The following is a 12,454-nucleotide window of genomic DNA, read 5'->3' on the forward strand; positions in this document are numbered from 1 at the left end:
ATAGTACAAGGCGTTAAAGTAGAGTAAAACGTGCGGTATTATGTAGCAAATGCACAAAACAGAAATTTTAACCAAAACGTAGGGACACACTGCGTGTGTCCGTTATAAAATCAAATTATTTCAATAGCTTAAAATTCGGACACACGCAGTGTGTCCCTACAAGATAACAAAAAAACAACGTTGTGCAACTGCTGCATAATACCGGTATAATGTCGCTTTCCCCTGTTATGGCAGAATATATTTAATGGCTTGAGGATAGCCAATTTCAATGGTCAATGCCTGATTAGACATCACAAGGTTTTCCCGATTTTCGATAAAGAATCTTGAGGTCATCACTTTTTCACCTTCATTTAAAAATATTTCCACAATCGAGCGATCAAAGAAAATTTCTACGGTATAAAGAGAGGCGATTTCACAATAACGTTGTCCACCAAATTTTTCCATTAGTTCCGTTTGCTTAGATTGGGTGCGATCCAAACAGACTAAGCCGTTTTTATAGGACAGGCTCAAGGTCTCACCTTTTTCATTGGTAAAGAAAGATAAGTTAAACGGCTGATTTTCCGCATTAAATTTCAAATAGGCACGATCTAAATGGGCAATTGTGGTTTGTTGTTGCAAGGTTTGTGTAGAAAGTGCGGTCATATTTTCATAAATTTTGGCAATCGGACGTTGATAGAGTTGATGATTTTCAATATGCACTTCTCGTGGCATCGTGAGGGCAGAGTGCCATTTGAATTGATCTGTTGGATACGTTAAATCAGGCAAGCCGATCCAGCCAAACATAATAGTGTTTGCTTTATTTTCCAATCTGCTAAAGGTTTGAGGGGCATAGAAATCAAAGCCTTGATCCAATTCAGCAATGTGCTCTGCATTCAGTTCATTGCCCTTTAATTGCCCAATGGCATAAGTGGCGTGGTAGTTATTTTGGAATTGATGTACTTCACGATCTTTTCCCTGTGGTGACCAGATAAAAATATCTTTCTCACCCAATTTCAATAAATCGGGGCATTCCCACATAAATACATGGTGATTATTAAAGGCCGGAATAGACAATTCACCGATTAAACGTGGCGTATCATCCAAGTGATCCATTTCAAAAATAATAGCCGTACCGGTAAGATTTTCACGTTGGGCACCACAAATAAAACGGATTTTTCCCTCTTTTGTGAAATAAGGCTTCGGATCTCGAACGTGTTCCGTATAACCTGGAGGGGCATTTTCGATTAAGGAGCGTTTGCTTAACAATTTACCGTCTAAGTCAAAAATGGCTAAATTTTGATAAGGCACACGTTGATTATCACTCGGGCGGCGGGTATTACCGGTATAGAACATTGCCAGTTTATCGCCCACTTTTAATGCCCCACCGGAGTAGCAACCGTGAGATTCAAATAATTCACAAGGGATTAAATCATCAGCGGCTTGATAGGTTTGGAAATCGGGAGTGATAAAATGCTTCCAATGTTTCATACCGTGTATGGCATCAAAAGGAAACCATTGATAAAAAAGATGATATTTTTCGCCATCGAAAATCAGTCCATTCGGATCATTTAATAGCCCGGTAGGTGGGGCAAGGTGGTAAGTGGGATAAAAATCTTTATCGCTTTCCACTGTTTTACGTATTCTATCAAGCTCGCCTTGTTCTGCAGCGAGAAGACTTTTGTATTTGCCATTATTGAAAATAATCATAGTTGTCCTATTTGGGATAAGTTTCATTTAAACAAGCATAGCGTGCATTCATTTTTTCCACCCAAGATTTTAATGATGCCATTGTGGAATGGTTGGTGGCATAAGTCCAATCCTTACGGAATAAGAGAAAATCAATGGCACAGACCGCATTAAGCGTACCGATATTGAGTGCTTCACCGAATAAATCAATAGACTGTTGAATAGCGATAAGACTTTGTTCGGTACGTTGAAAAATTTGTTGATGGCGTTCTAACCACCATTCCGAGTGAGGGCGTAGGCGTTTTTCCGGTATGGTGGAAAGCTCATTTTCTAACACCCCATCGGCTAAATAATGTAAGCGAAGAATCTGCCAACGTTGCTCTCCACTGCCGTAGAGGGAAGGTTGTGAACCTAAATGATCGAGATATTCCGCAATCAGTGAACTGTTGTATAACCATTCGCCATTTTCCATTTGAAGCGCAGGCAAACGCCCAAGGGGGTTATCTTGATTGTGTGGTGAATGTTTATCCATTCCACTGGTGGCTTGTAACAGCTCAATTTGATTTTGTAATTGGTGGTAATACATTACACTGCGTACCTTTCGCGCATAAGGGCTGGAATCGGAATACCATAGTTTCATAAAAACACCTCCGTTTATGACCGCACTTTAACAGAAGGTGAGTGAAATAAATTCACACACCTTAGGATTAGTTTGCCAAAAATTCAGCCAATTGAGCTTTATTTGGCAATGCGGACATCGCCCCTTTTGCGGTGGTTGCCAACGCACCGCAAGCATTGGCTTGTTGTATAATTTTCACCAACACCTCGTTGTCTTTCCAATTTTCATATTGAGAAAGTCCGGCTAATAATCCCCCCACAAAAGCATCGCCCGCACCAGTGGTATCAACAGGTTTTAAGGCTTTACCCGCAACGATATCTTTTTTACCGGCAAGATGATATAACGCTCCGTCTTTTCCTAAGGTAACAATAATCAGTTTTTCCGGATAAAGTGCGGTGATTTTTTCAAAGGCTTTTTCAAGACTGTCCGTGTTAGTTAAAAGGGTGAGTTCTTCCTCGGAAAATTTTAATACATCTGCCAGGGCGACCGCTTCCATTACTACGCTTTTCATTTCCTCTAGGCTAGACCATAGCGATTCACGTAAATTGGGATCGAAAGAGAAAAATCCTCCCGCTACTTTGATGCGGCGAATGGCTTCAAAGGTCGCTTCCCGTGATGGGTTATTAATGAGTGCAATAGAGCAGCAATGCAACCATTCGCCGGCTTGGAATGGCGGTAGATCAGTGGTTTGCAGAAATTGATCGGCACTCGGGTTTACCATAAAAGTAAAACTGCGTTCACCGTTGTCAAGCCCCACAACCACTGTTGAAGTGCGGTGTTGTGGATCTAAAATCATATGGGTGGTATCCACACCTTCGGTATTTAAGGTTTCTTGCATAAATTGACCGAGCGGATCATTTCCCACACGACCAATAAAAGCACTTTCGCTCCCTAAACGGGCGACACCTACGGCAACATTTGCCGGCGCACCACCCGCACAACGTAAATAGTGATTTTCACCATCTGGGATGAGATCCACCACAGCATCACCGGTTACCCAAATTTTTTGACTCATAGTATTTCCTTTATTATTTATAGTGATTCATCATTCCTGTACCCATTGATAGGGTAGACGAACATTTTTCAATGCTTATTTGCACAATTTATCTTAAAAAATAACCGCACTTTTAAAAGCGCGGTCAGTTTTTACGATGTTTTGATTATTTTATTGTCACACGCACAAATTTACGTTTACCTACTTGGTAAACATTTGTGCCTTTAGGGGCATTTTCTTTTACATTATCAATTTTCTCACCATTGATTTTCACGCCCCCTTGTTGTGCGGATCGAATGGCTTCAGAAGTGGAAGGCACTAAACCTGCTTCTTTTAATAACGTTGCTAAGCCTATTTCACCGGTAAAAGTCAATTCCGGCATTTCATCCGGCATTGCACCTTTTTGGAAACGATTGATAAATTCCTGTTCTGCTGCATTGGCGGCTGCCTCATCGTGGAAACGGGCAATTAATTCTTTGGCAAGTAAAATTTTCACATCACGTGGGTTTTTGCCATTTTTTACATCGCTTTTAAGTTGTTCAATTTCACTCAAGGGACGGAATGAAAGCAGATTATACCAATCCCACATTAACTCATCGGAAATCGACATCACTTTGCCGAACATATCATTTGGCGCATCAGTCACACCGATATAGTTACCGAGAGATTTTGACATTTTTTTCTCACCGTCTAAGCCCACAAGCAATGGCATAGTGATAGCGACCTGTGGTTTTTTACCCGCTGATTTTTGTAATTCACGACCCACCAATAAATTGAATTTTTGGTCGGTACCGCCAAGTTCCACATCCGCATCTAATGCCACAGAATCGTGCCCTTGTAATAGCGGATAAATAAATTCGTGAATGGCAATAGGTTGATTGTTGGTAAAGCGTTTTTTGAAATCATCACGCTCAAGCATTCGGGCAACAGTATAGTTGCTGGCAAGGCGGATCATCCCTTCTGTGCCTAATTGACCTAACCATTCGGAATTAAAAACGATTTTGGTTTTTTGTGGATCAAGAATTTTGAAAATCTGTTCTTTATAGGTTTCCGCATTGCGTAATACATCTTCACGGCTAAGGGGAGGGCGGGTGGTATTTTTGCCGGAAGGATCGCCCACCATACCGGTAAAATCACCAATTAAGAAATACACATCATGACCTAACTGTTGGAATTGGCGTAATTTGTTGAGTACGACTGTATGCCCTAAGTGAATATCCGGTGCAGTAGGATCTGCGCCTAATTTTACTTTTAACGGACGATTTTCTTTGAGTTTTTCAATTAAATCTGCTTCGGAAAGAATTTCATCCGTGCCACGCTTAAGTTCTGCGAGAACAGTATTAATATCAGTCATTATTGATTTCCTAATTATGATTTTGAGAAGGGCTTATTATAGGGAATCTTAAAAATTTGTGAACAAAAAAAACGCCTATTTGTGGGGAAATAGGCGGGAATGTTGGAGTGATTATCGCTGAGTGTTTTTAATTGAAACCAGCTTGTTGTTATTGGAGTGATTAGATGATAATTATTATCAACAATCTTGTCAATAATTAAATGAAAATAATTATCAAAATTTTACTCTTTAATATAAGGCACCGATTCCGTCAATGAAAGTGCGGTAGGGATTCCCTCTGAAATGTCAAATTCACCGGCATAGGCGTAAGCCTCCACGCCTTGTTCGATAGCCTCTTTTAATAATTGATCGTAATCGGGATCGATATATTCTGCGATTTTAAAATGATCAAATCCATTGTGCAGACCGGCGAAAAGTATGACGGCCCGATGACCTTGTTTTTTCATTGCCAATAGCTCTCGTACATGTTTTTGTCCCCTTGTAGTAACCGCATCAGGAAACATACCCAGGTTGCCTTTTACTAAGGTGATGGATTTCACCTCCACATAGCAATCAGGCAACCCTTCGCTTTTCAGTAAAAAATCAATTCGGCTGTTTTCTTCGCCGTATTTGACTTCGGGATAGATTTCATCATACATCGCTAATTCTTTAATTTGCTTGTTTTGTAAGGCTTCCAACACCAGTTGATTGGAACGATGGGTATTAATACAGCAAAGTTGTCCATTGGCAAGTTGGGTCAGTTCCCAGGAATGGGGGTATTTCCTTGTTTGACTGTCGGAATGGGAATACCAAACCGTATCGCCTTTTTCGCCACAGCCGGTCATAGCGCCGGTATTTGCACAATGAATGGTGATGACTTCACCATTGGGCAATTCAATATCCGCAAGAAAACGTTTATAACGGCGAATGAGTTTTGCAGATTGAAGAGTGGGTAGTTGCATAATATTCCTTATTAAAGTGCGGTTGAAATATGATGAGTTTTTAGAGTAAAGCGGTGGTTTGAAATATTTCCACGCATTTGTTTGCGATAATTCATCGGAGAAAATCCCGTATATTTCTGGAAATTTTCATAAAAGCGGCTCAATGAATTAAAACCTGCGGTGATTGATATATCAAGCATCGTTTTATCGGTATCGGTAAGCAAGGCTTTTGCGTGGTTTATTCGCATCATGGTGATGTATTGTTTAATCGTCAATTGCATTGCACGTTGAAATAATCCCATCGCATAGTTGGCGTTTAACCCTACTGCCTCTGCCACCTGAGAAACCGTGATGGGTTGATTAAAATGGCTACCAATATAATTAAGCATTTGGATCACATAATGTTGCGTGTGGCGAGACGCATGGCTATGTATGTTGTTTTCATAATGTGTTTTGAGCAAAAGTTCCCAGCCGTCAAGTTCTAAACGTTTTAGTAACAGTTGCACTTCGCTATAAACCAAATGATTACGGTTATTGTCATTTTTGGTGAGTTCATTTTGCCAACGTGTAATTTCAAAAGTGCTGGCGAGTGCCGGATTTTTAGATTGAATGACGACACCGTGGGTAATATGGGTAACAAGATTATCCGGCAGCTGCCAGGAAAGAAATTGATGAACGGGAATATCGATCACCGCCATTTCCGTACAGTTTTGACGATTTACTAAGCTATGGGGAATGGAAGCCCAGAAAGCGGCAATATGATTTTCCTTAATTGTGATGAGTGAACCGTTATAGAAATATTCAACATCACCGTTAAAGGGAATATTGATTTCAATATGTCCGTGCCAATGATGTGCCGGCATATTTACCGGCGGTTGCCAAAGTTTTACGCGTAGCGACTGCTTTTCTAAAGGTAAAGAAAGGGGGCTGGTTGTTTTGCTTCCAAGGGAATCTTCAGAGTCAAAATATCCTAAAGCAAGATCTTCAGATTTCATATATCACCGATTAAATATGACCAATCAAAAGTGCGGTGGAATTATAGCGGTTTTTTTAGTTTGTTCCTATTTTCTTAGAAAATTTTCCTGAATCCTCATTTTTCTAACGAGAGATCTCATAAAATGAGTTTTCAGGAATTTTGTATGAGAAAGCGATATAGGAAAATGATTTCCCTTTTGTCATTATGCTATTCAAAGATAATCAGTAAGGAGTTTCATTATGAGTTTATCAATGAAGACGAAAATCAGTTTTGGTTTGGGAGCTTATGGGAAAGATTTTGCCATCGGTATTGTGTATATGTATTTAATGTATTATTACACCGATGTGCTGGGTGTTTCAGGTGCCATTGTAGGAAGTATTTTTATGGTTGCTCGGGTGTGGGATGCCTTAAATGATCCCATTATGGGCTGGATTGTGAACAATACACGATCACGTTGGGGAAAGTTTAAACCTTGGATTTTGATTGGAACAATTCTTAACTCAATTTCACTTTTCTCTCTTTTTTGTGCGGATTATTTTTCCGGCACGGCACTTATCATTTATATTGCGATCACTTATATCCTTTGGGGAATGACCTATACCTTGATGGATATTCCGTTTTGGTCGCTCACCCCAACCTTAACACTTGATCAACGGGAACGTGAAGCGCTCGTGCCTTATCCCCGTTTTTTTGCCAGTCTTGCCGGTTTTGTGACAGCCGGTGTTGGTATGCCGTTTGTGGATGCTGTAGGTGGAGAAGATAAAGGTTTCGGCTTTAGAATGTTTACTTTGGTCATTATCATCTTCTTTGTGATTTCGACAATAATTACTCTCGTCAATGTCAAAGAAAAATATTCCTCCGATACCATTGAAAACAGTGAATCACAGAAAAAAGTCCCACTTAAAATTTTGGTTTCACTCATTCCCCGCAATGATCAGCTTTCAAGTTTATTGGTGATGGCACTTTGTTACAATATTGCAGGTAATATTATTTCAGGTTTCGCCATTTATTATTTCACCTATGTCGTAGGGGATAAGGAAATGTTCCCATACTATATGTCATATGCCGGGATTGCGAATCTTGCCATCATCATCCTATTTGCCCGTTTAGCAAAATTTTTCTCACGTCGTACATTATGGATGACGATTTCTGTCAGTTCCATCATCAGCTGTGCAATTTTGGGTTACACCGGTATTGTGGAACATCACAGTGTTTTTTTGATTATCCTTGCCGGTATTTTTATGCAAATCGGTAGTGCTTTGTTTTGGACGTTGCAAGTGATTATGGTGGCGGATACGGTCGATTACGGCGAATACAAACTCGGTATTCGTTCAGAAAGTATCGCTTATGCCGTGCAAACAATGGTCGTGAAAGCCGGATCTGCGGTGTCAGCCCTGTTGATTGGCGTATTATTAACAGCGATTGATTATGTACCGAATGAAGCCCAAAGTGAGACCACCTTATTCTATATGAAGGTGATTATGATAGGGTTACCGATTTTCTTCTATCTCATTAAATTATCCGTCTATTTCCGTTATTACAAACTTCACGGAGATTTACTCGCCAAAGTCAATATCACCTTATTGGATAAATACCGCAAAGTCGAAACGAAATATTAACAGGAGTATTTTATGAGTTCACAATTAATTCGCTTGCAAAGCAAAGAGACCGATTTAATTTTACGTACAGAACCTGCCGAAATCCTTTATTTTGGCAAACGCCTAGCATTGGCTGAAATCACGGAAGCGGATGTGATGAGCATTGAACGGGGCGTGGCAAATGGCAGCCTTGATGTGGATATTCCCCTCACTCTTGCCGCAGAAAACGGCAGAGGTTATTTTGGTGTTTCCGGCGTGGAAGGGCATCGAAATGGGTATGATTGGGCACCGGTGTTCATCACTAAAAATATCACAAAAACCGACCGCACTTTGGTGTTGGAAATGGAAGATAATATCGCCAAATTAGGTTTCAAAGCAGAAATTGAAGCTGATGAAAATGGCGTGTTTAAATTCCGTCATACTTTAACCAATTTAGCGGAAGGGACGTTTACCGTAAACCGTTTAGCCGTCACCTTACCTGTGCCTGAATATGCCGATGAAGTGCTCAGTTTTTATGGGCGTTGGTGTCGTGAACTTCAAGAAAATCGCCTTTCCCTCAAACATGGGGCATTTACCCAGGAAAATCGCCACGGACGCACTTCCCACGAATATGCACCAAATCTGATTTTAGGCACACCGCACTTTCGCCAACAACAGGGGGAAGTATGGGGATTCCATCTTGCCTGGTCGGGGAATCATCGTATTCGTGCCGATGTATTGATTGATGGTCGCCGTTTTGCCCAATTAGAAAATCTTTATTTCCCAGGCGAAATTCAGCTTAAACAAGGTGAGAGCCATTGCACCCCTTGGGTTTATGCGGTGTATTCGGATGAAGGCTTAAATGGAATGTCACGCCAATTTCATCATCACGTTCGCCAACATATTTTACGTTTTGTTCATCCTATGCGCCCGGTACATCTGAATATTTGGGAAGGTGTAACCTTTGATCATCACCCAAAACACATCATTGCGATGGCTGAAAAATCAGCGGAAATGGGGGTGGAACGATTTATCATTGATGATGGTTGGTTTATTGGGCGTAATAATGATTTTGGCGGTTTAGGCGATTGGTATTTGGATGAGGAAAAATACCCGAACGGTTTAAATGAAGTCATTAATGCGGTGAAAAAACTCGGTATGCAATTTGGTATTTGGGTGGAGTTGGAAATGATTAACAAACCGACCAAGCTTTACCAAGCGCATCCGGATTGGTTGTTACAATTAGAGGGGTATGAGCAACCGGAGGAACGCCATCAATACGTTTTGGATCTCACGAAGCAAGAAGTCTTTGATTATTTGTTGGCACGTATGGATTGGTTACTTGGCAATCACGCAATTGATTATATCAAATGGGATCATAACCGCCGCCTTGTCCAACCTGGGAGTCGGGGGCGTGCCGCAGCAGTGGCACAAACCCAAGCCGCTTACCGTTTATTTGATGAATTACAAAAACGCTATCCAAATGTAGAAATTGAAAGTTGTTCATCAGGGGGCGCACGTATTGACTATGAAATCTTAAAACGTTCACAACGTTTTTGGTCATCAGATAATAATGACGCTTACACTCGCCAACAAATTCATCGTAGTATGAGTTATTTTTATCCACCGGAAGTGATGGGGGCACACATTGGTGGTTCACCTTGCCAAACTACGCATCGCCGTTTTTCGATTGATTATCGTGGTTTAACTGCATTATTCGGACATATGGGGGTGGAGCTTGATCCGGTGAAAGAAAGTGAAGAAGAACGAGTCGGCTTTGCAAAATATATTGCGTTGCACAAACAACTTCGTCCTTTATTACATAGCGGTGATGTGTTCCGTTTGGATTATCACGATGACAAAACGCTCATTCACGGTGTCGTCGCTAAAGATAAATCGCAAGCTGTGGTGCAGGTGAGCCAGCTTGATATGCCGGATTATAAACAAATGGGTCAACTCCGTTTACCGTACTTAGCAACAGAGGAAACCTATCAAGTGAAAGTGCTTGCTATTCCGGATTACATCTGCGAAGGAAAAGCGGGACATTTAATGAAAGTTTTTCCACAATGGCTACGTGATTGTTTTGATGGTAAAAGCGTCACGATTCGCAGTGAATGGCTTGCCAATGTTGGTTTAACCATTCCTGTATTAGATCCGCAAAGTGCAATGTTATTGGAATTTAGAAAATTATAGATGGCGAAAGTGCGGTTAAAATTGACCGCACTTTTCTTGAGATTCGGTATTATGTAACACATGCACAAAAACAGTCATTTTAACGACACGTAGATACCATAAAGCTAAAATAAAGCTTGTGCAACTACGACATAATATAATGCCGTTGAAATTAACGTTGAATCAAATAGCGTAATTTTGTGCCGTCTTGCTCCACGCTTAGCAATGTGTAACCGTGGTTTTTAGTATCCACCGGAATGTTGTTGATGGATTGGGCGCAGTCACTTAATAATTCCAGAATTTCCCCTTTTTGTAATTGTGGCATGGTTTCAAGCATCACAATTGCCGGGTAAGGGCAAGGTTCGCCTAAGGTGTCTAAGGTATAATCCGGGGTAATATCTTTCGGATCTTTATCTAATTTTTGAACAACGGTAAATGCCATAATAATTTCCTCTTTTTGATGAATGAATAAAAATTAACAACCGCAAGATTGTTGTGCGCTTGCAGCGATTTTTGCTTTGGCTTTGGCGAGGAAACGGCGTTCCCACCAAATCACCGCAATTAAGCAGAGAATTAATAAACCATAGTTGACTAATAATCCCCCCACCGGACCGAAAGATTTCAGTAAGTTGAGTTTTTCATAATCTAAAGCGAGGGCGGGGGCGATGTCATCCCAAGCATAGGCAAGATAAGTGGAACCGATAACGTTGCCTAGCCCTACCCACATAAAGTGAACCTGCCCTTCCATTGAACGATACATCCAACCGGTTTCGCAGCCGCCCGCCAGTACGATACCAAAACCGAATAATAATCCACCGACAATGGCATTTGGACCTGCCCACATAATTTTGGGTGAAACGCCTAATTGGATATAAGAGAAAACGCCGATTGTCCCGACCATAATGCCGAAAATAATCGCTTTCGCCATATACGCACGACCGGTTACCCATAAATCACGGAAAGCAGAGGTAAAGCAAATTTGCGCGCGTTCGATTAATAAACCGAAAGCCAAGCCGCAAAACATCGCAAAGCCTAATTTTATGGAGTGGGTCATTACATAAAGTGATGCGATGAGATAGGCGAAGAAAACGACCATACCAAGCCAAAAACGGCGGGAGGCTTGTTTCGGATCGGTTTCTTTTAATTTTGCTGCCCCTTTCTTGAGTTCCAATTTAACACGGAACATCGGAAGTAAGGTGAATTTCACCCCAAAATAAGTGCCGATTGCTGTGGCAAGCGTGAAAAACCAAGCGTGAACAGAAAATTGTGGAATACCGGTGAAAAGGGAGGCAAGATTACACCCCATGGCAAGGCGTGCGCCGAAACCGGCTAACGCACCGCCGATTAAGGCTTGAACAATACGGCGCTTATGCGGTTGGTTTCGCCATTTCACGTTATTTGCCCATAAAGCGGCGGAAATACAGCCGGCGAACATTCCTAAAATCATCACACCGTCAATACGGGTAAAAATGGTTCCTTCCATTCCAATGATTTTATAATAGCTCCATTCGCTCACATCCACCCCTAGGGTCTGTAAGGCGTGCCCTCCCCAACGTGTGAATTCCCCGGTGACTGCCCAGTATGTGCCGGTTACACCAAAATAATAAGCAGAAAGCAAACCGGCTGCGATCACCGCAGCGACAGGGTTCCAATATTTAATGAGATAGTTTTGTTTGAATTGTTGCCAAATCTCTAACATAGGTACCTAAATCCTTAAGACAGTTAATGATTTGCAAGCGAAGGTATATGATGAAAAATAGAATTGAGGACAATCAGATTTGTTCATTTCCTATACACAAACTTGCGATATATGAATGAAAATGCTGTAAAAGCGTTGAGAGTATAAACAAAAATATGAGGAAAAACAAAGAGTGTTACGATTTTCGTCATCTAAATGGGTTATTTTCTATTCTAAGAGAGGCAACGGCAGAATAGGGGGAGTTTTCTTCATTTTGTCAATTATTAAATTCTCCCCATATTGGGCGTTTCTCCACCTAAAGTGCGGTCAATTTTACGGTATTATGTAGCAAATGCACAAAACAGAAATTTTAACCAATACGTAGGGACACACTGCGTGTGTCCGTTATAAAATCAAATTATTTCAATCGGTTAAAATTCGGACACACGCAGTGTGTCCGTTATAAAATCAAATTATTTCAATCGGTTAAAATTCGGAC

Annotated in this window: 10 protein-coding genes; 2 read left to right on the plus strand and 8 right to left on the minus strand. The window is 41.0% G+C overall.

What is annotated here, in order from left to right; genetic code table 11:
• Positions 1–225 precede the first annotated feature (225 nt).
• The 6 genes from BKK50_RS06210 to melR form a co-directional block, all read right to left on the minus strand.
• Complete coding sequence (locus BKK50_RS06210; RefSeq protein ID WP_077416374.1) at positions 226–1,686, minus strand: glycoside hydrolase family 32 protein; 1,461 nt, start codon at positions 1,684–1,686, stop codon at positions 226–228.
• Positions 1,687–1,693: 7 nt separating this feature from the next.
• Positions 1,694–2,305, minus strand: a complete 612-nt coding sequence (locus tag BKK50_RS06215) for a glutathione S-transferase N-terminal domain-containing protein (protein WP_077416376.1) — start codon at positions 2,303–2,305, stop codon at positions 1,694–1,696.
• A gap of 67 nt (positions 2,306–2,372) precedes the next feature.
• Positions 2,373–3,299 (minus strand): aminoimidazole riboside kinase, encoded by a 927-nt coding sequence (locus BKK50_RS06220; RefSeq protein ID WP_077416379.1) that lies wholly within the window; start codon positions 3,297–3,299, stop codon positions 2,373–2,375.
• 145 nt (positions 3,300–3,444) lie between these two features.
• Positions 3,445–4,632, minus strand: a complete 1,188-nt coding sequence (gene tyrS, locus BKK50_RS06225) for a tyrosine--tRNA ligase (RefSeq protein WP_077416381.1) — start codon at positions 4,630–4,632, stop codon at positions 3,445–3,447.
• A gap of 221 nt (positions 4,633–4,853) precedes the next feature.
• On the minus strand, positions 4,854–5,573 hold the full coding sequence (sfsA, locus tag BKK50_RS06230; RefSeq protein ID WP_077416383.1) for a DNA/RNA nuclease SfsA: 720 nt from the start codon (positions 5,571–5,573) through the stop codon (positions 4,854–4,856).
• A gap of 11 nt (positions 5,574–5,584) precedes the next feature.
• Positions 5,585–6,547: a transcriptional regulator MelR gene (gene melR / locus BKK50_RS06235; protein ID WP_077416385.1), complete on the minus strand. Its 963-nt coding sequence runs from the start codon at positions 6,545–6,547 to the stop codon at positions 5,585–5,587.
• 220 nt (positions 6,548–6,767) lie between these two features.
• On the opposite strand from melR, the gene melB reads away from it, so the two are divergent.
• Together melB and BKK50_RS06245 are read left to right on the plus strand one after the other, a co-directional pair.
• Positions 6,768–8,147, plus strand: coding sequence for a melibiose:sodium transporter MelB (gene melB, locus BKK50_RS06240; protein WP_077416387.1), 1,380 nt, complete (start codon positions 6,768–6,770; stop codon positions 8,145–8,147).
• 12 nt (positions 8,148–8,159) lie between these two features.
• On the plus strand, positions 8,160–10,298 hold the full coding sequence (locus BKK50_RS06245; RefSeq protein ID WP_077416389.1) for an alpha-galactosidase: 2,139 nt from the start codon (positions 8,160–8,162) through the stop codon (positions 10,296–10,298).
• A gap of 151 nt (positions 10,299–10,449) precedes the next feature.
• On the opposite strand, the gene yedF is transcribed toward BKK50_RS06245, so the two are convergent.
• Together yedF and yedE are read right to left on the minus strand one after the other, a co-directional pair.
• Positions 10,450–10,719 carry a sulfurtransferase-like selenium metabolism protein YedF gene (yedF, locus tag BKK50_RS06250; RefSeq protein WP_005696304.1) on the minus strand — a complete coding sequence of 90 codons (270 nt, stop codon included), beginning with the start codon at positions 10,717–10,719 and terminating at the stop codon, positions 10,450–10,452.
• A gap of 33 nt (positions 10,720–10,752) precedes the next feature.
• Positions 10,753–11,976 (minus strand): selenium metabolism membrane protein YedE/FdhT, encoded by a 1,224-nt coding sequence (gene yedE / locus BKK50_RS06255; protein ID WP_077416391.1) that lies wholly within the window; start codon positions 11,974–11,976, stop codon positions 10,753–10,755.
• Between the last annotated feature and the right edge of the window lie 478 nt (positions 11,977–12,454).

The sequence above is a fragment of the Rodentibacter rarus genome (assembly GCF_001998965.1).
Lineage (GTDB): Bacteria > Pseudomonadota > Gammaproteobacteria > Enterobacterales > Pasteurellaceae > Rodentibacter > Rodentibacter rarus.

What these genes read in the sequence shown, in the direction of transcription:
- sfsA (WP_077416383.1), bottom strand. Translation starts at nt 5,573, where the DNA reads ATGCAACTACCCACTCTTCAATCTGCAAAACTCATTCGCCGTTATAAA.
- tyrS (WP_077416381.1), bottom strand. Translation starts at nt 4,632, where the DNA reads ATGACTGATATTAATACTGTTCTCGCAGAACTTAAGCGTGGCACGGAT.
- melB (WP_077416387.1), top strand. Translation starts at nt 6,768, where the DNA reads ATGAGTTTATCAATGAAGACGAAAATCAGTTTTGGTTTGGGAGCTTAT.
- yedF (WP_005696304.1), bottom strand. Translation starts at nt 10,719, where the DNA reads ATGGCATTTACCGTTGTTCAAAAATTAGATAAAGATCCGAAAGATATT.
- melR (WP_077416385.1), bottom strand. Translation starts at nt 6,547, where the DNA reads ATGAAATCTGAAGATCTTGCTTTAGGATATTTTGACTCTGAAGATTCC.
- BKK50_RS06215 (WP_077416376.1), bottom strand. Translation starts at nt 2,305, where the DNA reads ATGAAACTATGGTATTCCGATTCCAGCCCTTATGCGCGAAAGGTACGC.
- BKK50_RS06245 (WP_077416389.1), top strand. Translation starts at nt 8,160, where the DNA reads ATGAGTTCACAATTAATTCGCTTGCAAAGCAAAGAGACCGATTTAATT.
- BKK50_RS06210 (WP_077416374.1), bottom strand. Translation starts at nt 1,686, where the DNA reads ATGATTATTTTCAATAATGGCAAATACAAAAGTCTTCTCGCTGCAGAA.
- yedE (WP_077416391.1), bottom strand. Translation starts at nt 11,976, where the DNA reads ATGTTAGAGATTTGGCAACAATTCAAACAAAACTATCTCATTAAATAT.
- BKK50_RS06220 (WP_077416379.1), bottom strand. Translation starts at nt 3,299, where the DNA reads ATGAGTCAAAAAATTTGGGTAACCGGTGATGCTGTGGTGGATCTCATC.